Genomic DNA, 15,636 nt, shown 5'->3' on the forward strand with positions numbered 1-15,636 from the left:
TTATCCCCCCGCAATCAGTGGAATGACGCGCAATTGGAAAAAGCTGACCAGCGTTTCGGTCATAAAGCCCATGCTGGCCCAGAACACGACAAGAATGGCGGCCACCTTTGGGACGAAAGTCAGGGTCATTTCCTGGATCGACGTCAGTGCCTGAAACAGGCCCACGATCAGACCCGCGATCAACGCCACCGACAAGATCGGGATCGAGATCAGAACCGCGTTCCACAGTCCGGCCCGTAATGTGTCATAGAAGATGATTTCATCCATCATCAGACCGGCATCCTTAGAATTTCTTGATAGGCTTCGACGACTTTGTCACGAACAGTGACGGCGGTTTCGACTGCCAGCTCGGTCTGAGCCAGAGCCTGCACCAACGCATGGGGATCAGCATCACCCGACAGGGCGGCCATTGCCGTTTGTTCGCCGTTTTGCAGGGTTTGCGCAAAGTCTTGCGCGACCCCGGCGAAATTGTTCACTTTTTGTTCATTATTCGCCTTTGGCTCGGCCGCCTGACGCGAGGCTGCGTATTGTTGCGAGGCAAGGGTCGCGCGAATGTCCATAATTATTTCTCCTAGCGTCGCAGCAGGTCCAACAGGCCGCGTGACATCTGACGTGACTGGTCGAACATTTTCAGATTGGCTTCATAACTGCGCTGCGCTTCGCGCGCGTCCGCAATCTCGATAATCAAATCGACATTCGAGCCTTCATAATGCCCGGTATCGTCAGCCATGGGATGGGATGGGTCGTAGATGGCGGGCAGGGCAGTTTTATCCAACTGCACGCGACCCGTTTCCACCAGACCAGTTGGGCGACCACCATCAATGGCGGCCTGAAAGCTGACCATCTTGCGGCGGTAACCCGGCGTATCCGCATTTGCGATGTTTTCCGAGACATGTCGCAGGCGTTGAGCCTGGCTTTGCATGCCAGACGCTGCGGCGGCGACGGAATTTCGAAGGTCACTCATCCAGCGTTACCTCCGCCCCAACGAGCTGCGCATTATGCCCAGTGTTGATTTGTAAACGGCCAGCGCCATGTCATGATCGCGTTTGGCCTCGGCAGCCATCATCATTTCGGTTTCAAGCGAGACCGAGTTGCCGTTGGGCGATGTCGCGCCGGGGCGGTATACTGTATCTATTTCAGGTTTGGCTGTTGCATCGCCCGGCGCACCGAAATGCCCAGTTCGTGTTGCACGCATCTGATCGGCCTGATCGGGCCTATAGGTTTCGGAAAACGAGGCAACATCACGGGCGCGATAGCCCGGCGTATCCGCGTTCGCCACATTCTGTGCGATGACGGACTGTCGTGCCGCGGCATGCAATGCAAGGTGGTTAGCCTTGGCAAATATAGTCAATTTTTCAAACATCGGGGCTTCTCCCTCGATTGGCTTCAACCAAGGCTTAACCCTGATTCCTTTATAAACAGTTTCAGTGAAAATTTTAGGAGAATGCCGGTGCATAATGTTGGATTTGAACAGGTGTCTGCAGCGGTCGCGTCTACGCAGGTTGTGCAGCCGATTGGGCGCGTGACTGGAATCCAACAAGGCGTTGTTCGCGTCTCGGGTTTGACGAAGGTCGCAGCGCAAGCGGATCTGGTGCAGATCCGACCACGCATAGCCGATGCGCGCATGGGTGAAGTCTTGGGTCTGACCGGTGAAGCTGTCAGCGTGCTGCCAGATGGGGACTGTGCCGGCCTGCAGATCGGAGACGAGGTCGTCTTGCTGGGCGGCACCAGCATTGCGCCAGACGACAGTTGGGTTGGGCGCGTGGTGGATCCATTGGGGCACAGCCTTGATGGGGCGCCGATTTTGCAAGGTGTGCGCGCACGCGCATTAAAGAGCGACGTACCAAATCCGACGGCGCGCCGCCCCCTTGGGGATCGGCTTGAAACTGGAATGACTGTGTTTAACACCTTCCTTCCGATCGTCAGCGGTCAGCGCATTGGATTATTTGCCGGGTCAGGTGTCGGGAAATCTACGTTGCTTGCCAAGCTTGCGCGCGGCGTACATGCGGATGTGGTGGTTATCGCCCTGATCGGCGAGCGTGGACGCGAAGTGCGCGAATTTGTTGACCGTGTATTGGGAAAAGAGGGCATGAAGCGTGCGGTGGTGGTGGCCGCGACCTCAGACCAGTCACCCATGATGCGCCGCCGATGCGCGTGGACGGCGATGGCCGTGGCGGAACACTTTCGCGATTTGGGTCGGCAGGTCCTGTTTCTCGCGGACAGCATCACGCGATTTGCTGAAGCTCACCGAGAGATCGCATTGGCTTCAGGCGAGACCGGGAATTTACGTGGGTTTCCACCATCGACCACCCAACAGATTACTTCGCTGTGTGAGCGTTCGGGCCCAGGGGTTGGATCAGCTGGCGACATTACGGCCGTGTTTTCGGTGCTTGTGGCCGGATCCGATATGGAAGAACCAGTGGCGGATATCTTGCGCGGCGTTCTGGATGGGCATGTTGTCTTGGACCGTAAGATCGCAGAGCGCGGCCGATTTCCAGCAATAGACATCTTGCGTTCGGTTTCGCGGGCTTTGCCTGATGCGGCCACCAAGGATGAGAACGCACTGTTGTTGCAAGGGCGCCGGTTGATGGGACTTTATGATCGTTCAGAGATGATGATTCAGGCGGGGCTGTACTCCGCTGGAACTGATGCAGAACTGGATCATGCAGTTGGGGCTTGGTCGCAGATCGACGAATTTCTTGCCGCGCCTGAAGTTGTGGATACACGCGCCAGCTTCGCGCGGTTACAGGCGTGTTTGGCGCAGGATTAGGGCTTGGTCAGATGTTCTGCAGCAAGGTTAGCGCGATGGAGTTCGAACTGTAAGCCGCAGCCCCTTGTGCGATCTGTGATCGTGCAAGGAATAATCGCGTAAGTTCGTCCAACCGATCAGGATCCTTAAACTGATCGACCGTCTGGTCGCCAAAATACCGTTCGGATTTCTCTTGAAATATGCCCAGCTGCTTATCGATATCAAGCGTTCCAAAGGAGGTGGGCAGCCCCAACGCGGTTTCAAATACCTGCCGCAAAGGCGGGTTCCCCATGACCGAGAACCACTTCCCAGACTCGCTTGTTGTTTTGTTGATGATGTTGCTCAGGTCGCGCTCCAAGCTCATTGCCAGACGCATGTCCTGACTTTGGTTTCCGACGGCAATCTCAAACTGGCGTTCTTTGTACGAATCGATGGTTTTCACACCAAAATCCGAAATTTGAGTGCTTGGAATGCCAAGATCACCAAACCCGAAATCCTTGGCCATCTCGTAATACCGTTTGTCAGACAGTTTGTTCGATAAAGCGCTTGGATCAATGGTCCCATCCTCCAGCACTTTCTGGATGAAATAGGTATTGTTAATATCGTCGTTTAACCCGTAAGCGCCCAATGCGACGGACAGAAGTCGACGATCACTAACAAGTTGTTCTGCGGTATCTATGTTGCCAATCTTCTCTTCAAAGTACTTCACGTCCCGTTGAAGAACAGCACTACTCTCAAACGCAGTTTGCTGAGTTTCCTTTGTGCGCTGCAGAAAGGACCAGCCGGCCGCGCCGCTGAACGGTATGACCGGCTGAAAGCTCATGCGTAGCGCGCCGACAACAGGCGCTGTTCACGCGGAAGCAGAGATCGGAGCTGCTTCAGCGCATTGTAATACTGATCATCGACCACGGCGCTGCTTGCAGCATCCAGTATCGAACGGCTGTCAATGTCGGTAAGGACCTGACTTAACTGCTCAATCCCACGCAGAAGCTGCAAGCGGCCTTCATCTTGTGCGGCGTCACCCGACAGGATCAACTGTGCAATATAGCATACGCGCCGTACAGGCGTGTTTGCTTCTTCTGGGTGGATGGCATCTTTCAGTCGCAAAATGTTTGCATTGGGTGTGACGATTGACAGGCGCGATCGGCGATCACCGTTTTCGATCACGGCACCGTTGATGAGCACACGTTCTTTCGGGCTGAGCTTCAGAACAAGGCCGCTCATGCTGCTTCTGCCTTCTGTCTCAGGCCGCGCATGACGGCGGTATTGATTTCAACCAGGACTCCGACCTCGTCAGGGTCTTTCAGAACTTTGCGTGAATGCTGGTTGGTGAATTCATAAAGATAGAAGATGCGGGCACGTAGGCCGGCGGGTAGGCCGTTTTCTGCGGCGGCGACATCGGCGGCCAGCAAAGTCCAGAGCTGGCGATTTTCGTGGATTGCTTGTGCGAGTTGCCCGAATTCGTTGCGGCCTTTCTCTGCCGAAGACTTCAAGCGATGTGTGATACGAGCGAAAGCTTCGTATTCGATGCCGCGCGGGGTGCGTACGGTGTTTTGAGTTGCCGCATAAGCCGTTTTGGTCATGTTCATAGCGGTCAAAGGATGTCCTTCCGGAAACGATTAAGGTCAATCAAGGGAGTACGGGGCACCTTTTGGCGCCCCGCATCATGCCCTTAGCGGAACAGCGACAGGATGTTCTGCGGCGCCTGGTTTGCGATCGACAGCGCTTGGGTGCCAAGCTGCTGCTGAACCTGCAGGGCTTGCAGACGTGCCGAGGTCGCTTCCATATCGGCGTCGACCAGCGCGCCAATGCCCGAGGTCAGCGAATCTGACAGAGACGAGATGAAGTTCGACTGCGTCTCGATCCGACCCTGAGCCGAGCCAAAGGCTGCAGCGGCATCAATCGACTGGTCGATCAATCCCTCGATTGCGGTCAGAGCGCCTGTTGCACCAGCGTCGTTGGTCACGTCGATGGTCTGCAGGCTACCCAGGCCACCAGAGGCCGTTGTGGTGCCCGGTGTTCCGCCGGTTTGTGCGCGTACGCCCACGTTAATGTTGCCGGCCGCACCGCCCGCTCCATTCGTGATGGTGAACTGGTTGGTGTTGCCGCCTGTTCCCTGAGCAATCGAGTAGCCTTCAGCCGACCCGGTTGCCGCCGCGAAGAACGAGCTGATCTGTGACACCAGTTGCTGCGCAACATCAGCAGTACCGTCATTGGCACCAGCGACATATTCAAAGGTTCGCTGGCCCAACGATGTGCCGCCACCGGCAACATTGACATTCACATCATCCAGAATGACCTGATAGCTATCGCCTTCGCTGACCGAGCCAATGGTGAAGGTCAGGTTGCCGCCATCTGCAATCGTTGCGACCGGCGACGTCGGATCAAAAGCTGTGTCGTCAATCTGGGTGTTGTTCGCACCCGCTTGAATCAGCGCGTTACCTGCTGCCTGCGACGCTGGGTCCGTTGTCCCGAACGCGGCCGAGGTCACCGGAGTGGTCACGGACAGGTTCTGACGTCCGACTTCGATATGGCGCGCGGTCACGTTGCCCGACGAATCACGATCCAGCGACGCGAGAACGTCCATTGTGTCAGTGCTTGAGCCGTCGATCAGGTTCAGACCATTGAACTGGGCTGCATTCACAACCGAGCCGATCTGATCGCGCAGCGCGGCAATGTCGGTCTGCAGTTTCGAACGGTCCACGTTCTCTTCCTGAGCAGCAACGATCTTACCCTTCATCTGTGTCAGCAGATCGGTCACCGTTTCCGAGGCTTTTTGCGCAACAGCGACGGTCGATTCGCCCAGCGAAAGGCTTTCCGAAATGCCCTTGAAGCCCTTCACATCAGATTCCATGACTTTCGAGATGGCCCAGACAGCGGCGTTGTCTTTGGCCGAGCTAATCGCTTTACCGGTCGAGATTTCCGACTGGGTAGAGGCAAGGTTCGAGTTGATAGATTTCAGCGTTTGCAGGGCCACCATGGCGCTGTTGTTTGTCAAAATGCTGGACATCTTTAGTTCCTTCAATCTTAGGCGCTTTGCGCCTGTTTTCATGACCCCGATTCATGTGGGGACCTTTGCCTTCTGACATCTGCAGGCCGAAACTGTCGGCTGCGCCACCCGCCTGGGTGCCTGACGACCCTGCGATGGAAATTCTGAAGGAATGCTGAATCGTTCTGCCCCAGTTACCCACAAGTTGAGTTAAACTGATCTGGTCACGCACGCTTCTCGAAGCTGGAAGGTGTTGGCGCGATGGTTTGTGCAGCGCCCGCACGCGTATATGTTTTGACGCTTCGATCTGGGTTTCGAATAGCATCAATTCTGTTCTGTGCGGCGCGAATCCCATTTGCCGCAGCGGATAACAGGCGCTGATTGCGCGCAAGAACGGTCTGGATTCTGACAAGCTGGCTTTGGCTTGGAGTATGATGGCGTAGTTCGGATAGCGCTTGTTCTTTCGCCAGCCCCAGTTTTGGCAGGGCCAAAAGGTCACCATCTAAAATCAAGCGACGCTCATCGTCCAAGAGAGATAGCAGGGCATCAACGTGAGACATCTGATTGCTCCTTCAATGCTTCAAAAAGTGATTGAGCCAGGCCAATGCCGCCGCTATCGACCATGGTGCGCGCTTGTTCTTGTCGCAGAAACGAGGCGAACTGATCTTCACCGATTCCCCCTCCGAAACTGTCCGGTGTTTTGCCAATGCCGGCGGATTTTAGCATTTCGGAAAGAAAGCTTGCCTCAAGTTCTTTCGCCGCATCCCACAAAGCACCATCGCTTTCTTGAGGGGCGGTTTTTTGTGTCGTTAGAGGCGTCGCAAGGCCTGATATCGGATCCATCGCCTGACCTTTCAAATTGATCGCGGTTTTTCCAACTATCCCCAACACCAGTAAAGATTTGGTAATTCCCGTCTGCAATTCTGAATTCAACCGAGGCAGAACTCCCGGACGGACCAGATGCAGATTGCACGACCTCTCCCCCCCCAGATGGGGCAAACGGACCATGATCTTCCCCCCCCTGTGCCAGAGGGGAGCGGGCGCGCAGGCGTAAGTGAGGCGGCGACGTTTGATGTTGTGTTTCTTGCACAGCAAGCGGTGTTGCCTCCTGAGCATGCTGTGGATGCTCAGGACCCCGAGACGTTTTCCGACGAGGCGGGTTTTGAAGAGCCTAGCCCCACTCTCGACACCGCGAATCGCGAAGAATTGGAAGCGGCCGATACTCCCTTTGCTCAGGTGGATGGGGGCCAGCAGGTTCGACGTGTTCCTGAAGTGGATGGTTTGGGCGGCAGTGATGCCGCCATTCGGGCAAAAGCTCAGCAGGATGTGATGCCAGAGATGCCGGGAGCACGCCTGACCGAAACCACCGCCACGTCAGAGTTGAATAAGCGAAATTATGAAGGACCTGATTCCGGTTTGCCGGCAGGAAGCGTGCCTGTCTCTCTGCCCGCACAGGGTCTTACAGAGCAGCAAGCGCAAGTGAGTGTCGAGACCGCCATCGGGTTGCTGCCAGAGAATCGCGTAGGACGCATCGAAAATCCTGACGCTAAAGGCCATGGCCCTGAAGCGCAGAACGCATTAAACCACGCAACGCGGGCTGACACGGCGACGGCAAAGCATGCCGTTGATCGGATGCCGAATGCGACGCCAACATCATCAACCCAAATGATCCCGCCCGTGACCGTGCAGGTTGGGGTGATGGGGTTTGCTGGGAAAGAGGTGGGCGCCGATCTGCGACTGCTTGAAGAGGGGCCTTCAACACCCCCGAGTATCATGCCCGTCAATCGCCCGGCGATAGCCCAAACCGAAAGCAGTTCGCAGGCCATGGCGAACCCGGCTGTGCCGGTCGATGTCGCAACGGATAACGATCAAACGCCAAGGGAATATACCAATTCAGGTGGCGAGGCGCGTGTGACGGGTCAGCGTACTGTCGCGCAATCCACCACCGGCGACACAGCTCCAAGCCATATGGCGGTTCAAATCGCCCAGACCAATCCCTTTGTCATGGCTATGCAGTCCGAGGTTGATGCTGAACAGTCGATTGAAGACGATATTGGGTTTCGAAGTGTCGATCATGTCTCGATCCAGTCCAGTGAATCGAAGCAATCACCACCAGCCCGCGGGCCTGAGATTCCGCGCATGGTTTCAGCCCAGATTTCCGAGATTATTCGACAGCAACCGGACCGGCCTGTGGAACTTACGCTCAGCCCCGAGGAGTTAGGGCGGCTTAGGATGTCGTTTCAGTCTGATGGTTCCTCGATGCATGTGACGCTAAGTTTCGAACGCCCCGATACGCTGGATCTGATGCGTCGACATATCGATCAGTTGGCGCAGGATCTTCGAACATCCGGTCTGTCGGATGTCAGCTTTACTTTTCAACAGCAAACTGCGGACGGCGGCGACGGATCACCCTCGGGTGATGGCAGGCCGGGGTTCGCGGAAACTGACACGCATAACACCCTTGCCGGACCTGCGGATGACACGCCGATCGTGTTGAACGTCGCGGGTCAAACCGGCGTGGATATTCGAGTATAAGGAGCACAGCATGAGTGTAACCCCAACAGCCATGCCATCAGCGTTGACCGCCCCGCCCGCCGACTATGTACAGGCGTCGGGATCGGATGGGCCGAAAATATCGTCTGATTTCGAAACCTTTCTGGTGATGCTGACGGCTCAGATGGAGAACCAAGACCCATTGAACCCGATTGAATCGACAGATTATGCGGTGCAACTGGCCACGTTCTCGGGTGTTGAGCAGCAGGTGCGCACGAATGATCTTTTGAAGAACATGGGTGTTCAGCTGGGCTTGATGGGGATGTCAGATATCGCAGATTGGGTCGGCAAAGAGGCGCGTGTCGCTGCCCCCGTTCAATTTGATGGTGATCCCATCACGCTGTCGCCGAACCCGGTTGCCGCTGCGGACGAAGTCATTCTTGTGGTGAAAAACGCGGAAGGCACGATTGTCGACAGCAAGCCGTTGCCAGTTTCGACGGATCCCGTCGAATGGGATGGGTTGGACGGAACCGGACAAAGCTTCCCACATGGTGTCTATTCGTTCGAGCTGACAAGCCGCAGCAACGGGTTACACCTTTCGACGGATCCCGTAGAAAGCTATGGGCGCATTGTTGAGACGCAAAACAATGGTGGGCAGTTGTGGTTGGTGCTGGAAAGCGGTGAACGTGTGACAGCAGATGCCGTTTCTGCCCTGCGTGAGGCCGCGGAATAAGTTTTCGCCCCCTGAACTGCGGGTTATACAAGGCGCATGACGCTGCGCGATACCAACTCTGTAAGTATGCTCCCCGTGCATGACCATGATGCGCTTCAGCGGGCGTTGGCGCTGATTTGGCAAGAAGATGGGCATGTTCCTGAAGGGGCAATATGGACCCAGCTTTTCGGGGGGCGCAGCAATCCAGTCTGGCGAATCACGTTCGATGACGCGCGGGCTGATTTGGTCTGCAAACTTTATGATGACGCGGCCGTCACACCTTTATTTGCCAATGATGGCACGCGCGAGGCGCTGGCGCTGAAGCACTTGACTGGCTCTGGTATTGCCCCCGACTTCGTGGCGTTCATGGACAGCGCGCTGGGTGCAAGCGTGCTGTATCGCCACATCGAGGGCGCTGCTTGGCGCGGCGATGTCAAAGATGTGGCCATCTTGATGGCTCGGCTTCACCAAACCCTTCCACCTGAAGGACTGCCCGAGACGATCACCTCGCCCGTAACTTTGATTGCCGAGACCGAGGCGATGGCGCGTGCTGCGAAAGTTGATTTGCCGCGCCCGCCCGCAATGTCCAAGGCCGCACCAAATCCGACGCGGCGGTTTCTGCATGGAGACGTGGTGCCGGGCAATATCGTGAACGCCAAGGACGGCCTGCGTCTGATCGACTGGCAATGTCCAAGTATTGGCGATCCTGCGGCAGATCTTGCGATCTTTTTGTCACCCGCAATGCAGGTTCTTTATGGCAACCGGCCGCTTACGGCGGAAGAACGGTCCGCGTTCCTTGCCGCCTACGAGGCCGCCGGGGGGGATGCGGTTGGCGTTGCCCGCTACAAAGCGCTGGCGCCACTCTTTCATTGGAGGATGGCGTGTTATTGCCACTGGAAAACCGCGCAAGGCGACGCGGCCTATGGCGCGGTTGCGGATCTCGAAATCCGCGCGTCAGAGCAGGGTTGAGATCCAGACCGCCGCCAATGCAAGTCCGCCACCAAGGGTAACATAACTCATCGCACGCAACGGTCGGGCACGGTCGCTTTCTGCATGTGCTTCGGATTGGCGGATCAAAGCGGCTTCTGCCAGTTCAGGCAAACGGGGGCCAAAACGGGCAAGAACGCGGGCTGTAAGCACCAAATCCTGCAACAACGCCTTTGGCCCGATCGAGTTCGAGATATAGCTTTCCACCACGGGTCTGGCGACCTTCCAGATGTTGATGTCCGGGGAAAGGGACCGGGATACGCCCTCGACCACGACCATTGTGCGTTGCAACAGGATCAGTTCGGTCCGTGTTTCCATTCCGAATTTCTCGGTCACTTCGAACAGATACGCCAGCAAGCGCCCCATCGAAATTTGTGTAGCATTCATGCCGAAAATCGGCTCGCCGACGGCGCGGAGGGCGCGGGCGAATTCTTCGACATCGCGGTCGGCAGGAACGTAGCCAGCTTCGAAATGCACCTCGGCGACACGGCGATAGTTGCGCGTGATGAAGCCATACAGGATCTCGGCATAGACGCGGCGGGTGTATTCGTCGATCCGCCCCATGATCCCGAAATCCAGCGCGATTATGTCGCCATTGGCGGCGAATTTCAGGTTGCCTTGATGCATATCCCCGTGAAACAGCCCGTCGCGCAATGCGTGGGACAGAAACAGCTGCAACACACGTTCGCCCAGATGCTTCATGTCCAAACCGGATGCACGGATGGCGTCCAAATCGTTGGCCGGAATGCCTTCGCCCCAGCCAAGGGTCATGACGGTGCGGCCGGACAGGCCCCAGTTCACCTCGGGCACGACAAAACCATCGTCCTTCGCTGTGTTTTCGGCGAATTCGCTGGCTGATGCGCTTTCAAGGCGCAAATCCAGCTCGCCCATCACGACGCTTTCGAAGTGCTCGACCACATCGGTCGGGCGCAAGCGGCGGGTCGAGGGCAGCAGCATCTCGATCACGCGGGCCGAGAAATGGAAGGCGTCAATATCGGTGCGGAATGCGCGTTCGATGCCGGGGCGCAGCACCTTGACGGCGACTGCTTCACCTGTGTCAGCCAAGCGCGCCTTGTGAACCTGCGCGATCGAGGCGGCAGCGACGGGTTCCGAGAATTCGGAGAACACGCTGTCGATGTCGATCCCCAGCTCTTTCTCGATCATGCGACGTGCAACGGATTGCTCGAAGGGTGGCAGCTTGTCTTGCAGATATTGCAACTGGTCTGCCAGCTCGGGACCAACCACATCGGGGCGCGTCGACATGATCTGGCCGAACTTGATGTAGGCAGGACCAAGCGCGGTAATCGCGCGGGTCACGGGGGGCAGATTGGGGTCGCCCTTCTTTCCAAGCCACGCAAAGGGCCAGCCAACCACATGTGCCGCGATGCGGATGGCAGGCGGGGCTTTCATCGCGTCCAGTACGACACCCATTGCGCCGGTGCGTTGGAAGGTTGCGCCAGTTCGGATCAGGCGCCAGATGTTGTGGGGGCCACGCATCTTAGATTTTCCACCCAGAATGCAGGGCAGCGATGCCCAGCGACAGATTGCGATACTTCACGTTGTCAAATCCTGCTTCGCGGATCATCTGAGCGAAACTGTCTTGATCCGGGAATTTGCGGATTGATTCGACCAGATATTGATAGCTATCCGCGTCACCTGCGATCAGTTGCCCCATCTTGGGAATGACGTTGAAGGAATAGAGATCATAAAGCTTCTGCATGCCCTCATCCGGCAGCTGGCTGAATTCCAGCACCATCAGACGTCCGCCGGGCTTCAGCACGCGATACGCCTCTTTCAGGGCGTCCGGGATGCGGGTCACGTTGCGGATGCCGAAGCTGATCGTATAGCGGTCAAAGCTGTTATCTTCGAACGGCAGGGCCATCGCGTCGCCAACAACCCAGTCCAGATGATCAGCAAGATGCGAGGCTTCAGCGCGTTGCCGGCCTTCGACCAGCATGCTTTCGGTCATGTCCAGAACAACGGCTTCAGCCCCCGGAGCGCGGCCAAGAAACCGGAACGAGATGTCGCCGGTCCCGCCTGCCACATCCAACAGGCGCTGCCCGTCACGCGGGGTCAGCCAATCCATCATCGCATCTTTCCAGACGCGGTGAATGCCGACAGACATCACGTCGTTCATGATGTCGTATTTCGAAGCCACATTAGTAAAGACGCCATGAACCATTCCGGCCTTGTCGTCTTCGTTCACGGTTTTGAACCCGAAATGTGTGGTGCGGTTGTCTGACGTGCTCATTGGGCATACTCGCTTCTTGCGGTTGATCCCTCATATCGCGACAGTAAGGCACGCACAATGGAGAGGCTTTGAACATGCCCGAATTACCGGAGGTCGAGACAGTACGTCGCGGTTTGTTGCCCGTTATGGAGGGCGTGCGGATTGCGAAGGCCGAAACGCGGCGCGAAGGATTGCGCTGGCCGTTTCCGGATCGGATGGCCGAACGGCTGACCGGCGCAACGATTGCGCGGCTGGGGCGACGGTCAAAATACTTGTTGGTGGATCTGGATACGGATGAGACGCTGATCGTGCATCTGGGGATGTCGGGGCGGATGCTGATCTCGGGCCATAAGCTCGGCAAGTTCCATCACGAACACCCCGCGCCTGAAAAGCATGACCACGTGGTCGTTGATATGGAGAACGGGGCGCGGGTGACGTTCAATGACCCGCGTCGGTTTGGCGCTATGGATCTGTGCCCGACGGGTGCGCTGGATGATCACAAGCTGATCCGCGTCTTGGGGCCGGAACCCCTAGGCAACCAGTTCGACGAATCGTATCTGGTTGAGGCGCTTCGCACGAAGAACTCTCCAATCAAAACGGCGCTTTTGGATCAGGGAATCATCGCGGGGCTTGGTAACATCTATGTCTGTGAAGTGCTGTTTCGGGCTGGGATTCATCCCACACGCAAGGCGGCGAAGATCGCGAAACAGCGTGTTGCCAGTTTGGTTCCGATCATTCGCGATGTGTTGTCGGACGCCATCGAAAGCGGTGGGTCGTCGCTGAAAGATTACCGACAGGCAGATGGCGATCTTGGTTATTTTCAACACAATTTCCGCGTTTATGGCCGTGAAGGTGAACGTTGCGTCACATCAGGCTGCACAAAGGAAATCGCGCGAATATCCCAATCTGGGCGCTCGACATTCTATTGCCCGCAATGCCAAAGATAACTTGATCCAACGGGGTGGCGTGCTAGGACTCCGCCTCAACCAATTGCGACAAAGGCAGGACATCCATGGCCTATAAAAACATCATCGTTGAAACCGAAGATCACGTTACACTGGTCAAACTGCATCGGCCGGACGCCCTGAACGCTTTGAACCTGGAGCTGCTGGGTGAACTGGGCGAGGCGCTGGCCGAGGCGCAAGCCAATGACAAGGTGCGCTGCATCGTCATCACCGGATCGGAAAAGGCATTCGCCGCCGGCGCAGACATCAAGATGATGGCCGAGAAAAGCTTTGTCGATGTCTTCGCGGGCGATCTGTTCACCGCGGAAGAGCAGGCGATCATGCGTATTCGCAAGCCGATCATCGCGGCCGTATCGGGCTATGCGCTGGGCGGTGGCTGCGAGCTGGCGATGATGTGCGATTTCATCATTGCGGCGGACACTGCTAAATTCGGTCAGCCCGAAGTGAATCTTGGTGTGATGGCGGGGATTGGTGGCACGCAGCGCCTGACCAAACTGGTCGGTCGCGCCAAGTCAATGGATATGAACCTGACTGGCCGTTTCATGGATGCCGAGGAAGCCGAGTGTTCCGGCCTTGTCAGCCGCGTGGTGCCCGCGAAGAAGTTGATGTCCGAAGCCATGTCGGCTGCTGCAAAGATTGCCGAGAAATCGATGATCACTGTGATGGCCATCAAAGAGACCGTGAACCGCGCCGAGCAACTGCCGCTGACCGAAGGCCTGTTGTTCGAGCGCCGCGTTTTCCATTCGCTTTTTGCGACCGAGGACCAGAAAGAGGGCATGGCCGCATTCAACGAAAAACGTGAACCGCAGTTCCGCGATAGGTGACTGATTGTCTGGTGGAGAACAGACAGTAAAGTATCAGGGAAATTGGGCATTAATGGCCGAAGTCCTTGTAATAAATCTTCTGGATAGCGTTGGTCGCATGGCAAAATTTGCCACGCATTGCGAGCGCATTTCGCTACCGTACAGACGTGTCGAAGCCTGTGACGCCCGCGGTGCGTCGGTCCATGGTTTCGAGATGTGCGACAGCGATCGGGCGCGATGTCCTTCCGGGCGAGATTGGGTGGTTCGTTAGCCACATTCGAGCCGCTGAAAGTTTCTTAGCCTCAGGCGCAGAATCTGGGGTTGTTTTGGAGGATGATGTACTCCCCCCATCCGGGCTCCTGGAGTTTTGTGCGCGTACCGTGCATGTGTTGAACGAAGTCGACGCTGATTGGTCTCTTGTTAATCTCGGGCAGCCGCAGATTCAATTGTGACGACTGTGGCTGACATTTTGCTTAATGGCTTCACCCACACGCTTCAAAGATCCTACAGGTTTCCTTATGGTACATTTGGATTGCTCTGGAGTAGGCGCGGAGCGCAGAATTGCTTGAGGCACAGTCAATGTATTTGGGCACCAGTGGATGTATTGATCCGTTGCTGGCTGTCAGAGCAGGGCGGTGGTTATGCTTTTCCCGTCGGTCCTATCGTTCATCCAGACGAGGGCGATGCGGATTGGACAAGCGATATTGTCGGGAATGGCATGTGTTCAAAAACAGGCTACGAGATAAAGTGAATGCATTTTCGAACAAGTACAGCCTTCCTTTCCGAACACACAACTTTGACTAATTACGCCTTTCCATTTGTTTCTGGATCGGATAAATGACGATCCATCCATGCGCGTGAGGCCCGCTTAGGCCAGAATCACCGGTTCTGAACCCGGTCGGGTGCTGTACGCGCAGCTTTGACAACGTAACACACCCGAAAGAGGGATCAGACACATGGCAAATTCGCCCCAAGCTAAAAAACGTGCCCGCCAGAACGAGCGCCGCTTCGCTGTAAACAAAGCCCGCCGTTCGCGCATCCGCACCTTCCTGCGCGCTGTAGAAGAAGCCCTGGAAACGGGTGATAAAGACGCAGCCGCTGCTGCCCTGAAAGCGGCCCAGCCCGAGCTGATGCGTGGCGTCACCAAAGGGGTTTACCACAAGAACACCGCGTCGCGTAAAATTTCGCGTCTGAGCGCACGTGTAAAAGCACTGGGCTGAATCAGCTTAACTGCTGATCAGCATCCGAAAACAAAAAAAGAGCGTGTCCAATTGGGCACGCTCTTTTTGCTAAGTCTGCCAAGAAATTTGATTTTGCCAGCCGTGTTTGGGATTCGTTTTGGGAAAGGCAGAGTCAAGCATGAAGTTCTATTGCGTGCCCCGCTGACAGGTTGCTAGCTTGCCTTCAGCGATTCACTTCGCCGACTTGGGACTATCAGACAAACGTGGGGCAAACTCACGAATTATAAGGGGAAATCCCCTTTTGCCACATTAGGATTTGATTCTTTGAGGTCAAATCCCATTGCCTGCTATGCGCCGACCTGCAAAGGGGCCTAGCAAGGCGCATTGCCGCCCTGCCTGCAAGGGTGGTCGAGCAGACTGTCAAGTTCCGAACGTCCGAACGGACACCTCGTCAATATGGGTAACCATATTGCACGGTTCCTGTTTGGCGCGGCGTTCAAATCAAGCTCGTGGCCAGCGGGCTGTGG

At 56.4% G+C, this 15,636-nt stretch carries 19 protein-coding genes; 7 read left to right on the forward strand and 12 right to left on the reverse strand.

The features are described from left to right. The 4 genes from FIL88_RS15490 to FIL88_RS15505 are packed head-to-tail and all read right to left on the reverse strand — an operon-like array spanning position 1 to position 1,363. Positions 1 to 270, reverse strand: coding sequence for a flagellar biosynthetic protein FliQ (locus tag FIL88_RS15490; RefSeq protein WP_142854791.1), 270 nt, complete (start codon positions 268 to 270; stop codon positions 1 to 3). Beyond that, positions 270 to 560, reverse strand: a complete 291-nt coding sequence (gene fliE, locus FIL88_RS15495; protein ID WP_142854792.1) for a flagellar hook-basal body complex protein FliE — start codon at positions 558 to 560, stop codon at positions 270 to 272. Before fliE ends, FIL88_RS15490 begins: the two co-directional genes overlap by 1 nt. An 11-nt stretch (positions 561 to 571) precedes the next feature. Further along, a complete protein-coding gene (gene flgC / locus FIL88_RS15500; protein ID WP_142854793.1) occupies positions 572 to 964 on the reverse strand; it encodes a flagellar basal body rod protein FlgC in 393 nt (130 codons plus the stop codon). A gap of 6 nt (positions 965 to 970) precedes the next feature. Next, positions 971 to 1,363, reverse strand: a complete 393-nt coding sequence (locus FIL88_RS15505; RefSeq protein WP_142854794.1) for a FlgB family protein — start codon at positions 1,361 to 1,363, stop codon at positions 971 to 973. 81 nt (positions 1,364 to 1,444) lie between these two features. Here FIL88_RS15505 and FIL88_RS15510 point away from each other — a divergent pair, with 81 nt between their 5' ends. After that, positions 1,445 to 2,770 carry a FliI/YscN family ATPase gene (locus FIL88_RS15510; protein WP_142854795.1) on the forward strand — a complete coding sequence of 442 codons (1,326 nt, stop codon included), beginning with the start codon at positions 1,445 to 1,447 and terminating at the stop codon, positions 2,768 to 2,770. Positions 2,771 to 2,777: 7 nt separating this feature from the next. On the opposite strand, the gene FIL88_RS15515 is transcribed toward FIL88_RS15510, so the two are convergent. The 6 genes from FIL88_RS15515 to FIL88_RS15540 form a co-directional block, all read right to left on the reverse strand. Further along, positions 2,778 to 3,572, reverse strand: coding sequence for a DUF1217 domain-containing protein (locus FIL88_RS15515; RefSeq protein WP_142854796.1), 795 nt, complete (start codon positions 3,570 to 3,572; stop codon positions 2,778 to 2,780). Next, positions 3,569 to 3,973 (reverse strand): flagellar biosynthesis repressor FlbT, encoded by a 405-nt coding sequence (gene flbT, locus FIL88_RS15520; RefSeq protein WP_142854797.1) that lies wholly within the window; start codon positions 3,971 to 3,973, stop codon positions 3,569 to 3,571. The genes FIL88_RS15515 and flbT overlap by 4 nt, the downstream gene beginning before the upstream one ends. Continuing rightward, on the reverse strand, positions 3,970 to 4,338 hold the full coding sequence (flaF, locus tag FIL88_RS15525) for a flagellar biosynthesis regulator FlaF (protein ID WP_322788902.1): 369 nt from the start codon (positions 4,336 to 4,338) through the stop codon (positions 3,970 to 3,972). Before flaF ends, flbT begins: the two co-directional genes overlap by 4 nt. An 83-nt stretch (positions 4,339 to 4,421) precedes the next feature. Beyond that, positions 4,422 to 5,759 (reverse strand): flagellin, encoded by a 1,338-nt coding sequence (locus tag FIL88_RS15530; protein WP_142854798.1) that lies wholly within the window; start codon positions 5,757 to 5,759, stop codon positions 4,422 to 4,424. 203 nt (positions 5,760 to 5,962) lie between these two features. Continuing rightward, positions 5,963 to 6,298: a flagellar biosynthesis protein FlgN gene (locus FIL88_RS15535; RefSeq protein ID WP_142854799.1), complete on the reverse strand. Its 336-nt coding sequence runs from the start codon at positions 6,296 to 6,298 to the stop codon at positions 5,963 to 5,965. After that, on the reverse strand, positions 6,285 to 6,581 hold the full coding sequence (locus tag FIL88_RS15540; protein WP_142854842.1) for a rod-binding protein: 297 nt from the start codon (positions 6,579 to 6,581) through the stop codon (positions 6,285 to 6,287). The genes FIL88_RS15535 and FIL88_RS15540 overlap by 14 nt, the downstream gene beginning before the upstream one ends. A gap of 276 nt (positions 6,582 to 6,857) precedes the next feature. On the opposite strand from FIL88_RS15540, the gene FIL88_RS15545 reads away from it, so the two are divergent. The 3 genes from FIL88_RS15545 to FIL88_RS15555 are packed head-to-tail and all read left to right on the forward strand — an operon-like array spanning position 6,858 to position 9,912. Then, on the forward strand, positions 6,858 to 8,273 hold the full coding sequence (locus FIL88_RS15545; RefSeq protein WP_185960981.1) for a flagellar hook-length control protein FliK: 1,416 nt from the start codon (positions 6,858 to 6,860) through the stop codon (positions 8,271 to 8,273). 10 nt (positions 8,274 to 8,283) lie between these two features. Next, complete coding sequence (locus FIL88_RS15550) at positions 8,284 to 8,964, forward strand: flagellar hook capping FlgD N-terminal domain-containing protein (protein ID WP_142854801.1); 681 nt, start codon at positions 8,284 to 8,286, stop codon at positions 8,962 to 8,964. Between the two features lie 36 nt (positions 8,965 to 9,000). Further along, on the forward strand, positions 9,001 to 9,912 hold the full coding sequence (locus FIL88_RS15555; protein ID WP_142854802.1) for a phosphotransferase family protein: 912 nt from the start codon (positions 9,001 to 9,003) through the stop codon (positions 9,910 to 9,912). Here the strand turns inward: FIL88_RS15555 and ubiB are convergent. Next, positions 9,898 to 11,427: a 2-polyprenylphenol 6-hydroxylase gene (gene ubiB, locus FIL88_RS15560; RefSeq protein WP_142854803.1), complete on the reverse strand. Its 1,530-nt coding sequence runs from the start codon at positions 11,425 to 11,427 to the stop codon at positions 9,898 to 9,900. The two genes, FIL88_RS15555 and ubiB, sit on opposite strands and share 15 nt — an antisense overlap. A gap of 1 nt (position 11,428) precedes the next feature. Further along, positions 11,429 to 12,181 (reverse strand): bifunctional demethylmenaquinone methyltransferase/2-methoxy-6-polyprenyl-1,4-benzoquinol methylase UbiE, encoded by a 753-nt coding sequence (gene ubiE, locus FIL88_RS15565; RefSeq protein WP_142854804.1) that lies wholly within the window; start codon positions 12,179 to 12,181, stop codon positions 11,429 to 11,431. Between the two features lie 74 nt (positions 12,182 to 12,255). Here ubiE and mutM point away from each other — a divergent pair, with 74 nt between their 5' ends. The 3 genes from mutM to rpsT all read left to right on the forward strand — a co-directional run bounded on the left by mutM (position 12,256) and on the right by rpsT (position 15,148). Then, positions 12,256 to 13,107 carry a bifunctional DNA-formamidopyrimidine glycosylase/DNA-(apurinic or apyrimidinic site) lyase gene (gene mutM / locus FIL88_RS15570; RefSeq protein WP_142854805.1) on the forward strand — a complete coding sequence of 284 codons (852 nt, stop codon included), beginning with the start codon at positions 12,256 to 12,258 and terminating at the stop codon, positions 13,105 to 13,107. Positions 13,108 to 13,172: 65 nt separating this feature from the next. Further along, positions 13,173 to 13,949: an enoyl-CoA hydratase gene (locus FIL88_RS15575; RefSeq protein ID WP_142854806.1), complete on the forward strand. Its 777-nt coding sequence runs from the start codon at positions 13,173 to 13,175 to the stop codon at positions 13,947 to 13,949. A 935-nt stretch (positions 13,950 to 14,884) separates the two neighbouring features. Next, the gene (rpsT, locus tag FIL88_RS15580) at positions 14,885 to 15,148 is read left to right on the forward strand and encodes a 30S ribosomal protein S20 (protein WP_142854807.1); all 264 of its coding nucleotides are present in this window, start codon (positions 14,885 to 14,887) and stop codon (positions 15,146 to 15,148) included. Positions 15,149 to 15,636: the final 488 nt, after the last annotated feature.

The organism is Aliiroseovarius halocynthiae, from assembly GCF_007004645.1.
Taxonomy (GTDB): domain Bacteria; phylum Pseudomonadota; class Alphaproteobacteria; order Rhodobacterales; family Rhodobacteraceae; genus Aliiroseovarius; species Aliiroseovarius halocynthiae.

What these genes read in the sequence shown, in the direction of transcription:
- flbT (WP_142854797.1), bottom strand. Translation starts at nt 3,973, where the DNA reads ATGAGCGGCCTTGTTCTGAAGCTCAGCCCGAAAGAACGTGTGCTCATC.
- FIL88_RS15505 (WP_142854794.1), bottom strand. Translation starts at nt 1,363, where the DNA reads ATGTTTGAAAAATTGACTATATTTGCCAAGGCTAACCACCTTGCATTG.
- FIL88_RS15550 (WP_142854801.1), top strand. Translation starts at nt 8,284, where the DNA reads ATGAGTGTAACCCCAACAGCCATGCCATCAGCGTTGACCGCCCCGCCC.
- FIL88_RS15540 (WP_142854842.1), bottom strand. Translation starts at nt 6,581, where the DNA reads ATGGATCCGATATCAGGCCTTGCGACGCCTCTAACGACACAAAAAACC.
- FIL88_RS15575 (WP_142854806.1), top strand. Translation starts at nt 13,173, where the DNA reads ATGGCCTATAAAAACATCATCGTTGAAACCGAAGATCACGTTACACTG.
- mutM (WP_142854805.1), top strand. Translation starts at nt 12,256, where the DNA reads ATGCCCGAATTACCGGAGGTCGAGACAGTACGTCGCGGTTTGTTGCCC.
- ubiE (WP_142854804.1), bottom strand. Translation starts at nt 12,181, where the DNA reads ATGAGCACGTCAGACAACCGCACCACACATTTCGGGTTCAAAACCGTG.
- FIL88_RS15555 (WP_142854802.1), top strand. Translation starts at nt 9,001, where the DNA reads ATGACGCTGCGCGATACCAACTCTGTAAGTATGCTCCCCGTGCATGAC.
- FIL88_RS15515 (WP_142854796.1), bottom strand. Translation starts at nt 3,572, where the DNA reads ATGAGCTTTCAGCCGGTCATACCGTTCAGCGGCGCGGCCGGCTGGTCC.
- FIL88_RS15510 (WP_142854795.1), top strand. Translation starts at nt 1,445, where the DNA reads ATGCCGGTGCATAATGTTGGATTTGAACAGGTGTCTGCAGCGGTCGCG.
- FIL88_RS15490 (WP_142854791.1), bottom strand. Translation starts at nt 270, where the DNA reads ATGATGGATGAAATCATCTTCTATGACACATTACGGGCCGGACTGTGG.
- ubiB (WP_142854803.1), bottom strand. Translation starts at nt 11,427, where the DNA reads ATGCGTGGCCCCCACAACATCTGGCGCCTGATCCGAACTGGCGCAACC.
- rpsT (WP_142854807.1), top strand. Translation starts at nt 14,885, where the DNA reads ATGGCAAATTCGCCCCAAGCTAAAAAACGTGCCCGCCAGAACGAGCGC.
- fliE (WP_142854792.1), bottom strand. Translation starts at nt 560, where the DNA reads ATGGACATTCGCGCGACCCTTGCCTCGCAACAATACGCAGCCTCGCGT.
- flaF (WP_322788902.1), bottom strand. Translation starts at nt 4,338, where the DNA reads ATGAACATGACCAAAACGGCTTATGCGGCAACTCAAAACACCGTACGC.
- flgC (WP_142854793.1), bottom strand. Translation starts at nt 964, where the DNA reads ATGAGTGACCTTCGAAATTCCGTCGCCGCCGCAGCGTCTGGCATGCAA.
- FIL88_RS15530 (WP_142854798.1), bottom strand. Translation starts at nt 5,759, where the DNA reads ATGTCCAGCATTTTGACAAACAACAGCGCCATGGTGGCCCTGCAAACG.
- FIL88_RS15535 (WP_142854799.1), bottom strand. Translation starts at nt 6,298, where the DNA reads ATGTCTCACGTTGATGCCCTGCTATCTCTCTTGGACGATGAGCGTCGC.